We start from the raw sequence: 16,734 nt of genomic DNA, 5'->3' as shown, positions 1-16,734 counted from the left end.
AACAAATGAATATGATCTTTTCCAACGCTTCCTTGCAAAATGGTAATACCTCTTGCTTCACAACCTTGTCTTATCAGCTCCCTTGCCCTTATTGCAATCTGTCCATGTAGCACCTTATATCTGTACTTGGTCACCCAAATTACATGGTATTTGATGTCATATACAGCATGACTACTTTTTCTATATCCGTCCAATACCTTCACCTCATCTAAAGTATGGACATTTAAGGGACAGGCTAAAAGCTGATACCGTCTAAAGACGGTGGAGTTAAACCACGCATTTGTAACTTAAATCCTCCTTAGTGAAAAAGTGAACAAACTATGACAATGTTATTCGTGAAAAAGTGAACATATTTTAACAAGTGCAATCCGAGACAATCATACTGAATTCAGCCTAACTTCGTGAAAATATGAACAAACTATGGCGAAAAAATATAAGGAACAAATGAATTCACTCCTTCTTTATCTAGCATAAAATGAACGACTGATTTCGTGAATAAATGAGCATACTATACTTTTATTATACTATAAATAAGCAAAAATGCTCAGCGATTATGTTACAAAATCGGTACCAAAGTAAGGCTATTTATTGAACACAGCATACATAAAAAAAGTATGTTTCGTTACTTTATTACTCTTTAGTTTACTATTTTAAAAAAGGATAGTGAAGCTTGTCAACCATTTCAACTTCACTTGATGTTTACCAAACTTTCGATTGAGGAATAGGTTACTAAAGTCTTTTATAAAGAGGGATTTTTAGGCTTTTACTCAAGCAATCCCCCCCTATTTTCATACTGTAGAATATGGGGGTGATTTGTTGGTTAGCAGAAACAATCGCGGTTGCCTTTTTCCTGGTTATCGATGGTGCGGGCCAGGATGCAGTGGCCCAGGTGCTCCCGTCAATGATGTGGATACATGCTGTATGAGACATGACCGTTGCCTGAGGAGAGGCGTTCACCCTTGTATCTGTGATGAGCAATTTTTGAATTGTCTTCGTCCCAAAATGGTCCGGCGCTCTCGGGATGGCAAGCATGCCACTCTCATGTATAGGGCGATACAGTTTAAAACAAGCTTTCAATGTCAAAGGTTCGGAAGGTATCGCTAACCCAAGTAGTCGATACCTTCCGAACCTCACTCCTCGTGCTCAAATAACGTAACACTTTCGATATAATTAATAAATTTTCTTAGCTCCTTCGCTTGTTCCCTACTAATTTCTCCTTGTTTATACATAGCGTGGATTTCCGTGCGTTCCATATCCATTACTTTAATGCGGAGCTCTTCTTTTTTCTCCTCTACTTTTTCATTAAAGTCGGAATATGGCCTTTTTAAACGGTTCAACACTCTTTTATAATCTAAAATCACAGCCTGTACCATTTCTTTTTCTTTAAAAATATCCTCATTATTCTCTAGATAATGGACGGCTGCCTGTAAAGCTTTTATTTGGATGATCTGTCCTCTGCGATAGTGGGCCAATCTTCCCTTTTTATCTTTCTGTTTATGGCCTCTAAACCGTTTAAGCCCGCGCAGAATTCGGCCAAATAGGTAGGAGGCTTGGGAACGGGCATTATTAGAGAGAGCCTCCTCTCGATAATCGAGAGATTTTTCGAAGGACTCGAAGGCCGCCTCATCCATTCCTTTCTTCTCCATTACATCATAGATATATTTTCTTTCCACTTTTAAGGCTGCTAATCTTATTTCTCTCATTTTCTCTTGATTAAATTCCTGTTCCGTTGAATCCAGGCGATGCTGAATTTGCCTCAACATCCCCCTATATTCCTCTATTAATTCAAATGCCGCTGCACTATTTTCTTCATTCACTTCCGAGTTAAGCTTTTTTATAGCCGATAATAATATTTTTCTCTTTGCTGATGCAAGATCGATCGTATTCCATTTTTCTCCTGGCATTGATTCTTCCTTACTCAATATAGGGAGAAATACGGTTGCAACGATCAATGTCAATAAGATCACGCCTGCCGCTAAAAAGAGGATTAAAGATCGCTCAGGAAAGGCATCTCCACTCATGATAAAAAGAGGGATCGATAGAACCCCAGCCATGGTAACGGCACCACGAACACCTGTTAAACTAATCAGTAGCGTTGTGATAAAGCTCGGTTTTAAAGGCTCTTCTGTCTTTCCAAAGCGATAATCATAATACGAAAAAACATAGGACCAAACAAACCGGATTCCTAGGATGATAAATCCAATTACGATCACATATCCGATCGCTAACCAATTCCCTATATTGGGGTTGGATACGGCATCCCTCATCGAAGAAGGGATATTTAAGCCCAATAATAAGAAAACAACTCCGTTTAAAATAAATAGAACAACAGACCATATATTTTCTGTTAGAATATATTCTTCCGCATTAATTGTTTCTGCTCTCTCTCTAATGAGTGAATGAATAATCCCCGCCACAACAACAGCAATAACGCCGGAAGCATGCAAGAATTCCTCTGTAATCATAAAAATAACAAAAGGAGTTATAAGCTGCAACAAGGAATGAAACGTCACATCATGAATTCCTTGTTTTCTTAGCATGTATCGTATCCATGTGACAAGCAACGCAAGAATTAAACCACAGAGAGCTCCAACGATAAACATGTATGCAAAATCAACAATCGCCTCTTTTAGCGAAAAATAACCGGTCACCACTGCAGCAACGGCATAGTTGAAGGCCACCAATCCAGAAGCATCATTAATTAAAGATTCTCCTCTTACAAGGTTTAACACTTTTTCCGGAATTTGAATACGTTTCGCAATTCCATTGACGGCAACTGGATCTGTTGGTGACAAAATAGCCGCCAAAGCGAATGCAGCAGCAAGAGGAATAGTTGGGATCATCCAATGAATAAAATAGCCGCCACCAATGGTTGTCAATAAAACCAAAATAATCGCATTTCCAAAAATCGGCGCTCTCATCTTCCACAATTCTTCTCTGGGAAAATAACGACCATCATTATATAGGAGTGGTGCCACAAATAATAACAAAAACCACTCTGTTTTGATTTCAGTGGAAAAATCCTTAAAGACAAGTGCGATCATCACACCAAAAGCGATTTGTGTTAAGGCGGTTGGAATGATAGGGATATAATGGCTAATGACGTTTGATATTAATAAACAAATTAATAATAGGAAAATGGTTGTTAATAGGGCCATTCAAAAGCTCCTTTTTAAAACAGGATAATGTACAGATCTTATTTTCTTATTTTAAACCTATTGGTGTCAAAAAATCCGCTTAATTTTTAAAGAAAGGATAAGAAGGAAAACTGGCTTTCTATTTTTTTATATAGGATAATGATAGAAGGATATTTAGGGAGGGATTCCATGGAATTACATCATATATCTTTACCGACTGCATATATGATTGAAACACTTAGAAGTCAAGGCATAACCAATCAAGAGATTCTTAACCGAATCAAGAAAAAAGATATCACCCCTTGGGTTCAGATAAATGAACATTTCGATTTCAATGAATTGGTTCGACTTGCTGAGCAAGATCAAGCAGCCTTTACCTCGATTATTTTAGATGGTTACAAAATTAAATTTATAACCATTAGAGGACTACAAACCTTATTAAAGCTCAAATTTAATCTTATTGAAGGTCGAGATTATCAACGGACTGAAAAAGGCATTAAAGATTTACATATAGATGAAAACTCCTTGTCTATCCTCAAGCAAATGTTGTCTAAAAACTGCACACTTTATGAGGAAGCCTCCAGTCAAACTGGCCAGCCAAGTATTCGGATCGAATTAGCTTAAATAAACATATGAAAAGGTTCCTCCGTTCGAATCAGGAGGAACCTTTCTCCTATACGAGATGACACGCAACAAAATGATTGGCTTCAACCTCACGAAATTCCGGAACCTTCACACGACAAATATCTTTTGCTAACGGACAACGCGTATGGAATTTGCAACCTTTTGGTGGGTTGGCTGGATTGGGGATATCGCCTTTAATAATGATTCGCTCTCGTTTCCATGTAGGATCCGGGATGGGAACAGCGGAGAGCAGGGCTTTCGTGTAGGGATGCAGCGGATTACCATAAAGTTTATCCCGACTGGCTAGCTCCATCATTGTCCCTAGATAAAGGACACCTATTTTTGAACAAAGATGCTCGACAACACTTAAATCATGCGAAATAAATAAAAAAGTGATCTCTTTTTCTTTTTGCAATTCACTAAATAAATTAATAATTTGCGCCTGGATCGAAACATCCAAGGCTGACACAGGTTCATCTGCAACAATGAAGTCCGGATTTAAAATAATTGCCCTTGCGATGCCAATCCGCTGACGTTGTCCTCCACTAAACTCATGAGGAAATCGATCATAATGATAAGGAGCAAGGCCGCAAATCTCCAATACTTCTAACACTTTTCCCCTAACTTCTTCCTTACTGCATAAGCCATGATCCAGCAAGGCTTCTCCAATCGCATCACCAATACGAATCCGCGGATTTAAAGAACTAAACGGATCTTGAAAAATAAATTGTAATTTCGGCCGTAAAGCTCTCATTTCTTGTTTGGACAGATGGTGTAAACTTTGCCCATTGTATCGAACTTCCCCCGATGTAATGGAATGGAGTCGTAATATACTGCGGCCAATCGTACTTTTTCCACTACCAGATTCACCAACAAGACCAAAGGTTTCGCCTTTTTCAATTTGAAAGCTCACCCCGTCTACTGCCTTCACAACATCTTTATTCCGTTTAAAAATTGAAGAGGAGTCACCGAAATATTTTTTCAAATGATCGACCTCAATTAAAGGGGCTGTCTCTGTCATACGCTCACCTCTTCTTCATATAACCAACAAGCTACTTCATGACCATTCTTAATCGATTTCATCGCTGGACTTTTCTCCACACAAATACTCATACAATGCTCACATCGATCACTAAAATAACAAGACGGTTGCAAATCAATTAAGTTAGGTACCTGGCCGGGAATTGTATAAAGCAGCTCTTTGCGTTGATTCATAACAGGCTTAGCTTCCAACAAGCCTTTAGTATAAGGATGTTTTGGATGTTTAAATAACTCAACAACGGGCGCATGTTCGATCACTTTTCCCGCATACATGACAATCACATAATCGGCTACTTCTGCGACCACCCCGAGATCATGGGTAATCAGCAACATCGACATCTGGCGCTCCTCTTTTAGTTCCCGCAATAATTCTAAAATTTGTGCTTGAATGGTTACATCAAGAGCCGTAGTCGGTTCATCGGCAATTAATAATCGTGGATCACAGCATAGAGCGATCGCAATCATAATTCTTTGTAGCATTCCTCCACTCAATTGATGTGGGTAGGAAGAAAAAATCTCTTTGCTTCTTCCAATCCCAACGATCTCAATTAATTCCATTGCTTTTTGCTTCGCTTGTTTCTTAGAGATCAAAGTATGTTCCAGCAAAGGCTCTATAATTTGTTCGCCAATCGTTAAGACAGGATTAAGGGAGGTCATCGGTTCTTGAAAGATCATCGCAAAGTCGTTTCCACGCAACCTACGCAAGTCTCCCTTTTTCATTTTAAGCAAATCTTTTCCTTCGAAAATTATTTCGCCTTCACACTTCGCTCCTGATGATTGTTCAATCAATCCCATGATCGACATCGCTGTTGCACTTTTTCCACATCCAGATTCTCCGACCAAACAAACGGTTTGCCCTTCTTTTATCTCAAAACTAACATCATTGACCGCATTCACATTCCCAGCTTCTGTTTGAAATTGGGTAAATAAGTGATTTACCTGCAAGATAGATCCTTGTGACACGTCTATTACCTCCTTTTCATGTTTGGATCGATTGCATCACGCAAGCCATCACCTAGTAAATTAATACTAATCACCGTTAGAAAGATCGCCACACCAGGTGGAATCCATAACCAAGGACGCTTCTGAAAATCCACAAGCGAATTCGCCGCATTAATCATATTCCCCCAAGATGCTGTAGGCGGCACAACCCCTAAACCAAAGAAGCTAAGGACAGATTCACTTAAAATAGCACTCCCTACACTTAACGTTCCCGCCACAATTAATAAAGGAACGGTATTGGGTAATAGATGGTTCAGTAGTTTTCTTCTGTCCCTTATTCCTAAAGCATCTGTTGCTTGAATAAATTCTCGTTCTCTTAAACTAAGAATCTGGCTTCGCACCAACCTGGCTAATCCTGGCCAACCAACTAAGCTCAACATAAGCATCACGATATATAGCCTCTGTTCAGCTGGTACTTTCCACTCTGACATCACCGCCGCCATAATAAATAACAAGGGTAAGCCAGGTAATGTCATCAGAATGTCGGCTGTTCTCATGACAATTTGATCAACAATCCCTTTATAGTAGCCTGCCAGTACACCTAATAAGGCACCAATCGTTAAGGACATCGCCATCGCACCCAGTCCGACTGTTAAGGAAATTCTTCCAGCTAACATCAGTCTTGCTAAGACGTCGCGACCTAACTTATCTGTTCCTAACCAATGGGCAGCACTTGGCGGCTGATTGATATTCGCAGGATCGACCCCAGAAATCGCATAAGGTGAAAATAATGGTCCTATAAATGAAAATAAAAAAATAAAAATAAGAAAACTTAGTCCTGAGAGGGCGATTTTCTTTTTCAGTAATCGTCGGAACACCTGTCTCCATAGAGAGGATTTTTGGTTTCTTGACTTTACTTTCGTATTCACCGTCATGACAGAAGGATTTTCCATATGCTTCAACTCCTTACTTTTCACAGGAAAAGGAACGGATTCTTTCTATCCACTTTTTTCTCTCATAAAAAATATTATTTTAAGCGAACCCTCGGATCTGCGACACCATATAACAGATCGGCCAATAAATTACTGATCACCGTCAAAAGAGCAATAAACATCGTGAAGCCCATTAATAAAGGATAATCACGAACTGTGAAAGCCTGCATGTAAATCGCTCCAATCCCCGGCCAATTAAAGATTTGCTCTGTAATGATGGCACCACTGAACAAAGCAGGCAATTCAAAGGCAAATAAGGTAATAGCGGGTAAAAGAGCATTTCTTAATGCATGTTTATAGACGACAGCTTTTTCCTTCAGTCCCTTTGCCCTCGCTGTTCGGACAAAATCCTGCCGAATCACCTCAAGCATATTGGTCCGGAAATAACGAGCTAACCCTCCAATTCCCAACATTGTTAAAACTAACACAGGTAAAATCATATGCTGACCCACATCTTTCACATATTCCCAGCCGGTATGATTACTCCCCGTTGTGATCATCCCCCCTGCCGGAAACCAGCCAAGGTCAACCGCAAAAAACTTAATTAAGATTAACCCGAGAAAAAAGGAAGGCGTCGCCATCCCAGCAAAAACTAACACAGTCGCTAATGAATCAAATAATGAATATTGACGGGTTGCAGAAACAACCCCAATCACTAGCGCAATCGCCCATGTCAAGATAAGTGAAGCTAAGGCAACAAAAAAGGAACTCCATATATAATTTCCAAGCACTTCGACAACAGGACGTTGAAATTGTAAGGAATACCCAAGATCCCCTTGAAGGAGATTCCCCATCCAGATAAAGTATCGCTTTAAAACTGGCTGATCAAAGCCATAGAGAGCATATAACTCCGCCTTCCGTTCAGCCGTCAAATTCGGATCCGCATCAATAAAATTGCCTGGGACCAAAGAATACAAAAAATAAATAAGCAAAGAAGCTCCAATCAAAGTGGGAATTAAATACAAGATTCTTTTTACAACATAACCTTTCAAACTCTATCTCCCCCCGTATATCCAAAAGGACGATGACCATTTTAAACACTTTCTTATATAATAGGGGCGTACCCGAGTATTAATATCCGGATACGCCTGAATCACTCATCTATCAATCTCTTATATCCCGCAGACTTTATTGTTGCACATCGACTACTTGCAAATTTTTCAAGCTAGGCGCAATTCCTCGATAGCCATTCGGTTCAAAGCCCTTCACACGTGCATTTGTCCCACTTAATACTTTCGTATAAGACATTAATATCACCGGAGGGTCCTCATCTAAGGCTTTATATAGTTCATGAAAGGCCGCTGTCCGTTCATCCTGATCATTGGTCGCAATCGTTGCATCGATCAAGGCATCAATCTTTTCATTTCCATACCCTTTTATGATCGAATCTTTTGTTTTTGTATGGAAACTGTCAATCCCATTATAAGGATCTGTTAGCATCGTCGTGGAGAAGGAAGCAAGATCGTGATCGCCATTTTCTACTCGCGAAAGCAAAGCATTAAAGTCCATTTGTTCTACTTGAAGATCGATGCCAATCTCCTTATAATTTTCCTTCGCAATCGGAATCAGCGTATCTCCTAATCCACCAGCAGACGTAAAGTAATAGACGACTAGCTTTTTGCCATCTTTTTCACGAATACCATTTGCTCCTTCTGTCCAACCCGCTTCTTCTAATAGTTGTTTCGCTTTTTCAGGATCATAAGCTGTACTGCCAATTTCATCTGTGTAAGCCCAAGATGTTGGCGAAACAGGCACATTGGCCACTTGCGCATAGCCTTGGTAATACGTATCAATAATCGTTTGCCGATCTAACCCGTAAATAAACGCTTGTCGCACTTTCGGATCTTTGAAAATTTCCTTTTCATGATTGAACGTGATATAGCCATAAGCAGAAGATGTATACACATTGATATTGGCAAATCCTAAGGCTTGTAAAAACTCAAAATTATCTTGGTTTGCCGCTAAAGAGCTATAGTCCAGTTCACCTGTTTGGAAAAATTGTTGAGAGTCTCCTTCTGTTGTTTTATAGATAAATTGATCGACTTCAGGCTTGCCGTCATAAAAATATTCGTTCGCTTCATAACGAATTTCTTGCCCAGGCAAATAGTCCACAAAACGAAATGGTCCAGCCCCTACAGGTTTTAAATGCAAAGCGTTTAAATAATCAAGATTTCCTTTTTTGTAATCTTTTCCATAGTAATCTTTCTTCAGAACTTGACCGCCAAGTAGTCTAAGGGAACGAGCATTTACTTCTTCTGTTTTAATTTCTATTGTCTTTTCATCGATCACCTGAATACCGGAGATCGTATCAGCATCCCCATTTTTATAATCCAAACCACCCACCACTTTGGCTTCCGTAATATCGGTTCCTCCGCCATAGCTTGGGTCATGCAATAGAGTTAAAGTAAATTCAACATCCTCTGCGGTTAGAGGGGTTCCATCATCAAATTTCAAATCATCACGTAAATGAAACGTATACGTTAATCCATCATCTGAAACATCCCAATCTTTCGCAAGACCCGGGATTGGTTCCCCTGCTTCATTGATATCGACTAATGGTGGAAACATCACGGATTGAACGTTCCCATCGTACCCACTTGAATTAAAATAAGGTGTAAAAATTCCGCCGGGTTCTTGTAAGCCAACCACCACCATGTTTCCTCTATTTACAGCTAATAAAGGGGAAGCGGACGGATCCTCTGCCGCAATTTGAGTATCTTCTACAACGCTCGTTGTATTTGCGTTCTTTTCTGAATCCGTTGACTTATTTGGATCATCCTTTGATGTTTCCCCTGAACTGCAAGCAGCGATGATCAAACTGAGCAGAATCATACTTATAAAAATCGTAATCTTTGATTGTTTCATCCTTGTTCATTCCTTTATCTCTATTTCTATTTTAGAAGAATATATTCCAAACTTCATATTTCCACTTTGTCTAGTCGGATTTATCATTAAAATAAATAATGCGCAACAATTTTTACAAATGCCCGTTCAATATGAAGTAAAGCCCGTTCATCAAAATCAAATTTAGCATGATGATGGGAATAATGTGTTTGCTCATATTCATTCCGAGACCCCACGCGGAAATAGGTTCCCGGCCTTTCTTGTAGAAAATAGGCAAAATCTTCTGCCCCCATCGAAGGCTTTAGTTCAATCACAGCTTCATTTGAAAATTCTTCCTTGAAAAGGGTTCTCACTAGCTCTGTTTCCTGGCTGTGATTATAAAGGGCTGGATACCCGAGCAGATAGTCAATCGAAAAGTCTGCTTGAAAGGCGGCCGTGATTCCTTTCACAATCGAGTGGATATCATCCTTTACTTGCATCCTTATTTTCTCATCAAATGTACGGACTGTCCCTTCGATTCTGGCGTTTTCTGCAATCACATTAAACGCATTTCCAGCTTGGAAAACCCCAACCGTCACAACAGCGGATTGTAATGGGTTTACTTTACGACTGACGATTTTTTGTAAGGCGCTCACAATCTCACTGCCGATCACAATGGAATCAATCGTTTCATGAGGCCTTGCTCCATGTCCGCCTTTTCCCTTGATCGTAATGTCAAATTTATCAACCGCAGCAGAAGTAAAACCTTCCCCAACACCGATTTGCCCCAGCGGAATATCAGATGCCAAATGGGCACCAAACACATAATCCACGCCATCTAATACATGGTCTTCTATCATAAATTTCGCCCCACCAGGCGGCAATTCTTCCGCAGGTTGAAAAATAAAGATAATGCTTCCTTTTATATGTTCCCGAAATTGACTTAAAACTTGTGCTGTCCCTAATAATGCAGCCGTATGCCCATCATGCCCACATGCATGCATCACTCCGGGTTTTTGGGACTTATAGGGGACATCTTTTTCATCTTGAATAGGAAGTGCATCAAAATCAGCTCTTAAAGCAATGGTTGGCCCCACTTCTTCTCCCTTCAAGATGCCAATCAGTCCATTCCCGCCAATATTTGTTTTGACTTCTAAATCAAAACTTACTAACTTTTGTTCAATGAACTTAGCTGTTTCTGTCTCCTGAAAGGATAATTCAGGATGCTGATGCATGTACCTTCTCCAATTGATGATCTCTTGAAGATTTTTTTCCAATTCTTTGTGAATCAATGATAATTCACTTTGATTTGTCTGTTGCACTTTGAGATCCCCTTTCTCCAAAACCCATTAAACTCATAGGATTTAATAACTTTGATTTATTGTATGTGATATTCATAAAATTTTCAACCCTTTTTTTCTAAATTATTTTAAAAAATTACAGCTTCGAAATGAAGGGAAAGAAAAATGCCCAGTGTTAACACCATTCACTAAGAATGTATGGTGATCATACTAGGCACTTCCTCGGTTCATTTTCCCTACATCATTTCATTTAATTGTTTTCGAATCCCTTCGATTATGTCCAGTGGTGTAACTCCATATCGTGACAAACGCTTTGCTTGTTCTTCTCCTGCCTTGGCATGCAAATAGGCGGCAGTGATAATGGCTTCTTCCGCCGATGCCCCTTGAGCCAAAAAAGATGCAATCATACCAGTCAATACATCACCGCTCCCACCTTTACTTAAAGCATCGTGGCCATGCGGATTGATATATGTTTTCCCATCTGGGGTAGCGATGATCGATCGATGTCCTTTTAAGACTAAATAAAGTTGATATTCTTTTGCAAAGTTTTCTGCTATTTCCAAGCGATTTTTTTCCACTTCCTTTATGGAACATTTTAGTAAAGTCGCCATTTCCCCAGGATGTGGTGTAAAAATAATGTCTCCCTCATAAGTATGAAGCATATCCAACTGATTTCGCATCAAATATAAAGCATCTGCATCGATGACGACGGATTGTCCTGTAAGAATCGAAAAGAAAGATTTCATCCATGCCTCTCCGTTGGGAAAACGACCCATTCCAGGTCCAAGTGCGATTGTATCCATTTGAGGCATTTTTGTGGAGAGCGTTTCAATCGCTTGATCAGCAAAATGACCCTCCACTTCATCTAACGGAAGATATAAGTATTCTGGATTCTGCCCAGCGATTAGTGGGTAAATATTTTCAGGAACGGCCAATGTTACGAGTCCTGCTCCACTGCTAAAGGCTGAGCGCGCTGCAAAAATGGGGGCTCCAACATAGGAACGTGAGCCACCGAGTACAAGCACATGGCCAAATGTTCCTTTATGCCCATTCGCAGGACGCTTAGGTATAGCTGAGCGAATAAGACTTCTCGTCAAGAGTCGTGGCATTTTTACATGCAGATCATCGATAATGGACGGAGGCACAGAAATGTCAACAACCTGCCATTCTCCAATATAATTCGGTCCAGCTTGTAAGAAAAAGCCCTTTTTCGGTAAAACAAAGCTGATCGTCTTCGTCGCTTGGATCGCCACCCCTTCCACACTACCATCATCACTTGAAAGGCCAGATGGAATATCAACCGACAGAATCATTTTTTTCCCGGCATATTGATTCACCGTATTAATAATCGCATCTATAGGAGAGCGTACAGGACCCTTCACACCCGTCCCTAACATAGCATCCACGATAATATCCACACGCTCCAATTCATCTTGTAGCCTTTCAAGCTGTTCCTTTCGAATATGAAAAATAGGCAACCCACGATTCTTATACGATGTATAATGGACCAAGGCATCTCCCTTGATTCGCTTTGGATCGACTACCAAACCAAGAATAGGTTTTAGCCCTAAATCAAATAGCCTACGTGCAATAACAAAACCATCGCCCCCATTATTCCCGCCACCGGCTAGAATCATTACCTGCGGATTCGAGTGTGGAGCATGATCGATAATCTCTTCCACAATCCTTGCTCCCGCATTTTCCATTAAGACGACCCCTGGTAAACCGATATTTTCGATCGTGTATCGATCCAATGCCTGCATTTCCCTTTGCCCTGCTATAAACATGTCTTCATCTCCCTAATAGTGATGATTTACACTTCATTTTCAATCATATAGAAGGAAAAAGCAAAAAAAGCATCGGTATATTATGTATATTTTTCCTACTATATCTTAACCTACATTTAGAAAGGAGCTGATCATGATGCCTGACGACAAACGCAATATTGATGGAAATTCTGATCCGCATTTTGATGGGGAATATGAAGGAATTTTAAATGATCCTACAGGATCAGGAAGACGTCAGATGGGGATACGATCGGATAGAAAGCAAACAACTAATCCCTTTCAAGTAACAAATCTTAAAAATAATGAGATGAAAGATTTTGAGAGCCTGACAAGAGGAAAAACAGTGGAAGAAGAATGAAAAAAATTCAGGATTTTCGCAGACATTCGTAACGCAAAAAGGAGTATCCAAATGTCGAAACGACCTATTGGATACTCCTTTGCGTAAGGAAGTTAAAAAATTATTTATGCCGCAGACAATTTGGTAGGCTGCGATGTTCTTTGCTTAAGACTTAGCATGACGATAAAAGATATAATATATAAGGCACTCAAATAGATCATTGCGGTCATCATATTATAGTTTTGCAATAGATGCCCAACTAGAATAGGAGAAAAACCGCCTAAAGCCCTGCCGAAGTTAAAAATGGTGTTCGTTGCCGTGCTGCGAATGTGGACCGGAAAATAGCGGCTAATCAAGGCACCATACCCAGCAAACATTCCATTAGAGAAAAAGCCAACAATGGCACCGCCGATTAATACACCATAACTCCCCGTTGCAAAAGAGTATAAAAAGACAGCACTTGCGGACGCAAGCAGAAAAATCCCATAGGAACGTTTTACTCCTAGCCGATCCAAAAATTGCCCAAAAGTCAACATCCCAATGATCATTCCGACTGCTGTACTGATGGTCCATAACGCTGAGCTTGATACAGATAACCCTTGTGATTTCTGCAACATTGTTGGAAGCCAAATCATTAATCCGTTATATCCAGCGATTTGAACGGTCGCCATGATGGCAAGGGTAATGGTTGTCATCGTTGTTCTTGGCGTACGAAACAATTCACTTAATCTTCCTTCCCTTCGTTTATGACTGCTCTTTTTCTCCTTTTGTGCAGCCAACCATTCTGGCGATTCACCTAGATTTCTCCGCACAATAAAAGCAAACACTACAGGGATCACTCCAACGAAAAATAATGCTCTCCAACCTAAATGAGGAAGAATAATCGCACTTAATAGCGCCGCCAGAATAACACCAATTTGTGCTCCTGTACTAACGTAAGAAGAAACCCTTCCTTGCTTCTGTTTTGGCCAAGCCTCCGCTACTAGGGCCATCCCAATACCATATTCTCCTCCTGCACCAATTCCAGCAATAAATCGAAATAAATAAATCTGTTCAATATTCGCAGCCAAGCCAGTTAATGCCGTCCCGATCGCAAACAAAAAAACGGTATAAGTAAAGATTCGGACACGCCCGAACTTATCTGCCAAAATGCCGAAGATCATTCCGCCAAGCAACATCCCGATATTTGTAATAGAAGAAATAAACCCTCCTGTGGCTAAATCAGTATGAAATTCCGCGACGATCATAGACATGGCAAATGAAATAAACATAATGTCCATGCCTTCTAGTGTTAAACCTGTTATGGACGCAACGACAGTTTTCCTTTGGTAATTCATCTTGTTTTTCCACCCTTCTTCTGTTGTAAAAACGTTCTTGCTAGTTTGAAGGAATGGATTTTGAATGATCACTCAAACAAACATCTCCATTCTCTTTTCAAGCCTCACTGGACATTGTTTAAAAGAGGTAAGCTTGTCTCAAATAAGCAAAATAAATACCCTTCCGTCCAAGAGGACAAAAAGGGCATAAATTGACACAGATATAGAAGAACATATCTATATAATCGTCCTTTTCAGCCTCTCGGGACCGGTTTAAAGGTTATATATTCCTTCGATATAGTAGCATATTTATAGATGTTTATCAACGGAAAATTATTCCCGAACCAACACCATTTCATCACTTCGATGTAAAATTAGATTTTTGCATGTCCTATTTTTTGCTCATTAAGAGGAGCTCTTTTGTACGAAAAATAATAAATTGTAAAGTTTTTCCATCCCAAGTTTCACTTATTTCTCTACATACTCGCCTCCTGGATATAATGTCACTGAATATAATCTTTTTTCTTGAGCTAATACACTCTCTTTGAATTTTGATAAAGGAGTAGGTCTGCTCGCGTAAATATAGGCAGTCTGATCGTTATAGACCATGACATTCTCATAACCATTCCCAAATAAATCGGCATGAACGACATATCCATCTTCTGGGAATTGGACAACAGGATTCATGTAGCCATCATATAAGGTTGGTTTTATTCCGCCCCCCCGCCGATAGGCTAGGATGTAATCTAATTCATGATCATCCCAATTCCTCATCGTTTCGATAATTGTAAGCCAACCTTTCGTTTTCCGATCCTCTTTCCAAATTTCTTTCCCATTCGCGTCTAACAAAAATAAACCATCTTTTCCATTTTCATTTCCGCGAACAATCCGATCTAGTCCAGCTATTTGCAATCCAGGCAGATCATCCCGAAATTTCCCTAAACTCACATGCTGTGATTCTACAGACCCCTCATATCGCCATAATTCTTTGCCATATTGGTCATACATAACGGTTACACTGCCACCGATGACAATTTGATATTCATTCGAGATCTCTTTGTTCACCTTTCCTACCCAAATACAATCCGCATGATCTTCTAAATCTATACAAGACCATACCTTTTCCCCATCCGCATTTAGAAAATCATAGCCCGCCATTACTTCATCACGACCATCCCCATTAAAATCAAAGACCCATGGGAAATGGCCCGGATTTCCTTTATAGGTCCAAAGCTGATTGAAGTGCTTATCCATTGCCCATAATTGCTCATACCGATCTTTTAAAATAATATCTTGTGGAAACTTTCCCCCAGTTAAATTCGCAATAATAATACAATCATGAGCATACTCGGAAGGTAAATCAAAAACATTTTTCACCTTTCCAGTTGAGCCTTCTAAAATATGAAACTTCTTATCGATGACAGACAAGACCTCATTCTGCCCATCCCCATCAATATCGTAAATTTGCACAGGGTAATCAGAACCCGGGCCCCCGGGATTTGGATCAGGCTCACCTTTTTTCCATAAAATCCGGCCTTCCAAATCAAAGGCGGTCATCGATTGGACTTGATGGGGAACATATCGATCATCAATTCCCCCATCTGGTTGGACCATTAAAATGTCCATCCTCCCGTCGCCCGTTAAATCGCCCACATACATTTTTGTGTTTTTTCCAGCCGCTGAAATATCGATCTTTCCTATTAAAATAGGTTGAGGAACTGAAATGTCTTGCTTCGCTTTTCTTGTTCCGTGTTCAATACTCATAAAAGTTCTCCTTTCACATAATGAGAAAGTTCAATTCCTAACCCTTTCATCCCTTCACTCACCAATCGCGCCATTTCATTGGCTCCCTTTTCCGTGAAATGAGTGCAATCTGTCCCATTGACCGAAATCATGAAAAATGGGTGAACTTCTTCGTAACCGATGGTAGTGAAATGGTGAATACTTGCTTTCATCAAATCGATTAATAAAACATCTTCCTCCTCTGCCACTTCCTTCATAGCATTGCAATAATCACCGAGATCAGCGAGAAATTCACCATCGACATAATGGAGTCTTGCTACAGGTGTAATGAGGATGGGGACAGCCTTTTTAGCGCGAGCTGTTTTAACATATTCGAATAGATACTTTTTATAATCATCATAAGGATCTGTATAACGCTCAGGGCGTGATTTCGTCGAATCATTATGTCCCATTTGGATGAATAGATAGTCACCCTCCTTTATCGCTTGACCTATTTTTTCTAATCTTCCTTCTGTTATAAAAGTTTTAGAACTTCTCCCACCAATCGCGTGATTGAAAAATTGCACATTATCCGTAAAAAAATCGGAAATACATTGCCCCCAACCAGCTTGAGGCGACCTACTAGAATCATAGGTTTGGACAGTTGAATCACCAGCTAAATAAACATTTATTTTCTTATTTTCCATCTACA

General features: G+C 39.9%; 14 protein-coding genes. 2 read left to right on the top strand and 12 right to left on the bottom strand.

Going from position 1 to position 16,734, the window contains the following annotated elements; translation table 11 throughout:
- Both tnpA and MUB24_RS08080 read right to left on the bottom strand, forming a co-directional pair.
- On the bottom strand, positions 1-194 hold a 194-nt coding region (gene tnpA, locus MUB24_RS08085; RefSeq protein WP_244702708.1), incomplete at its 3' end, for an IS200/IS605 family transposase.
- Between the two features lie 936 nt (positions 195-1,130).
- The gene (locus MUB24_RS08080) at positions 1,131-3,158 is read right to left on the bottom strand and encodes a Na+/H+ antiporter (protein WP_244702972.1); all 2,028 of its coding nucleotides are present in this window, start codon (positions 3,156-3,158) and stop codon (positions 1,131-1,133) included.
- 168 nt (positions 3,159-3,326) lie between these two features.
- Here MUB24_RS08080 and MUB24_RS08075 point away from each other — a divergent pair, with 168 nt between their 5' ends.
- Positions 3,327-3,761 (top strand): hypothetical protein, encoded by a 435-nt coding sequence (locus MUB24_RS08075; RefSeq protein WP_244702970.1) that lies wholly within the window; start codon positions 3,327-3,329, stop codon positions 3,759-3,761.
- Positions 3,762-3,810: 49 nt separating this feature from the next.
- Here the strand turns inward: MUB24_RS08075 and MUB24_RS08070 are convergent, their stop codons facing one another.
- The 7 genes from MUB24_RS08070 to MUB24_RS08040 all read right to left on the bottom strand — a co-directional run bounded on the left by MUB24_RS08070 (position 3,811) and on the right by MUB24_RS08040 (position 12,647).
- Positions 3,811-4,782: an ABC transporter ATP-binding protein gene (locus MUB24_RS08070; protein ID WP_244702969.1), complete on the bottom strand. Its 972-nt coding sequence runs from the start codon at positions 4,780-4,782 to the stop codon at positions 3,811-3,813.
- The gene (locus MUB24_RS08065; protein ID WP_244702968.1) at positions 4,779-5,765 is read right to left on the bottom strand and encodes an ABC transporter ATP-binding protein; all 987 of its coding nucleotides are present in this window, start codon (positions 5,763-5,765) and stop codon (positions 4,779-4,781) included. The genes MUB24_RS08070 and MUB24_RS08065 overlap by 4 nt, the downstream gene beginning before the upstream one ends.
- A gap of 5 nt (positions 5,766-5,770) precedes the next feature.
- Positions 5,771-6,697, bottom strand: a complete 927-nt coding sequence (gene opp4C / locus MUB24_RS08060; protein WP_244702966.1) for an oligopeptide ABC transporter permease — start codon at positions 6,695-6,697, stop codon at positions 5,771-5,773.
- Positions 6,698-6,771: 74 nt separating this feature from the next.
- The gene (locus MUB24_RS08055) at positions 6,772-7,728 is read right to left on the bottom strand and encodes an ABC transporter permease (RefSeq protein WP_244702964.1); all 957 of its coding nucleotides are present in this window, start codon (positions 7,726-7,728) and stop codon (positions 6,772-6,774) included.
- A 136-nt stretch (positions 7,729-7,864) separates the two neighbouring features.
- Positions 7,865-9,601 carry an ABC transporter substrate-binding protein gene (locus tag MUB24_RS08050; RefSeq protein WP_244702962.1) on the bottom strand — a complete coding sequence of 579 codons (1,737 nt, stop codon included), beginning with the start codon at positions 9,599-9,601 and terminating at the stop codon, positions 7,865-7,867.
- 86 nt (positions 9,602-9,687) lie between these two features.
- Positions 9,688-10,881, bottom strand: coding sequence for a M20 metallopeptidase family protein (locus tag MUB24_RS08045; RefSeq protein WP_244702958.1), 1,194 nt, complete (start codon positions 10,879-10,881; stop codon positions 9,688-9,690).
- 215 nt (positions 10,882-11,096) lie between these two features.
- Positions 11,097-12,647, bottom strand: a complete 1,551-nt coding sequence (locus MUB24_RS08040) for an NAD(P)H-hydrate dehydratase (RefSeq protein ID WP_244702955.1) — start codon at positions 12,645-12,647, stop codon at positions 11,097-11,099.
- Positions 12,648-12,780: 133 nt separating this feature from the next.
- Between MUB24_RS08040 and MUB24_RS08035 the strand changes: the two genes are divergently transcribed.
- A complete protein-coding gene (locus MUB24_RS08035; RefSeq protein WP_244702953.1) occupies positions 12,781-13,005 on the top strand; it encodes a hypothetical protein in 225 nt (74 codons plus the stop codon).
- Between the two features lie 104 nt (positions 13,006-13,109).
- Here MUB24_RS08035 and MUB24_RS08030 read toward each other — a convergent pair whose 3' ends face one another.
- The 3 genes from MUB24_RS08030 to MUB24_RS08020 form a co-directional block, all read right to left on the bottom strand.
- A complete protein-coding gene (locus MUB24_RS08030) occupies positions 13,110-14,321 on the bottom strand; it encodes an MFS transporter (protein ID WP_244702950.1) in 1,212 nt (403 codons plus the stop codon).
- Positions 14,322-14,768: 447 nt separating this feature from the next.
- Positions 14,769-16,064, bottom strand: coding sequence for a hypothetical protein (locus MUB24_RS08025; protein ID WP_244702948.1), 1,296 nt, complete (start codon positions 16,062-16,064; stop codon positions 14,769-14,771).
- A complete protein-coding gene (locus MUB24_RS08020) occupies positions 16,061-16,729 on the bottom strand; it encodes a rhamnogalacturonan acetylesterase (protein WP_244702945.1) in 669 nt (222 codons plus the stop codon). The genes MUB24_RS08025 and MUB24_RS08020 overlap by 4 nt, the downstream gene beginning before the upstream one ends.
- Positions 16,730-16,734 lie beyond the last annotated feature (5 nt).

This window comes from Lederbergia sp. NSJ-179, from assembly GCF_022867885.1.
Lineage (GTDB): Bacteria > Bacillota > Bacilli > Bacillales > Bacillaceae_C > Lederbergia.
This window is presented reverse-complemented; position numbering and strand designations above follow the sequence as displayed.

Coding starts and splice junctions, on each gene's coding strand:
- MUB24_RS08080 (WP_244702972.1), bottom strand. CDS start 3,158: ATGGCCCTATTAACAACCATTTTCCTATTATTAATTTGTTTATTAATA.
- MUB24_RS08075 (WP_244702970.1), top strand. CDS start 3,327: ATGGAATTACATCATATATCTTTACCGACTGCATATATGATTGAAACA.
- MUB24_RS08070 (WP_244702969.1), bottom strand. CDS start 4,782: ATGACAGAGACAGCCCCTTTAATTGAGGTCGATCATTTGAAAAAATAT.
- opp4C (WP_244702966.1), bottom strand. CDS start 6,697: ATGGAAAATCCTTCTGTCATGACGGTGAATACGAAAGTAAAGTCAAGA.
- MUB24_RS08050 (WP_244702962.1), bottom strand. CDS start 9,601: ATGAAACAATCAAAGATTACGATTTTTATAAGTATGATTCTGCTCAGT.
- MUB24_RS08040 (WP_244702955.1), bottom strand. CDS start 12,647: ATGTTTATAGCAGGGCAAAGGGAAATGCAGGCATTGGATCGATACACG.
- MUB24_RS08035 (WP_244702953.1), top strand. CDS start 12,781: ATGATGCCTGACGACAAACGCAATATTGATGGAAATTCTGATCCGCAT.
- MUB24_RS08030 (WP_244702950.1), bottom strand. CDS start 14,321: ATGAATTACCAAAGGAAAACTGTCGTTGCGTCCATAACAGGTTTAACA.
- MUB24_RS08025 (WP_244702948.1), bottom strand. CDS start 16,064: ATGAGTATTGAACACGGAACAAGAAAAGCGAAGCAAGACATTTCAGTT.
- MUB24_RS08020 (WP_244702945.1), bottom strand. CDS start 16,729: ATGGAAAATAAGAAAATAAATGTTTATTTAGCTGGTGATTCAACTGTC.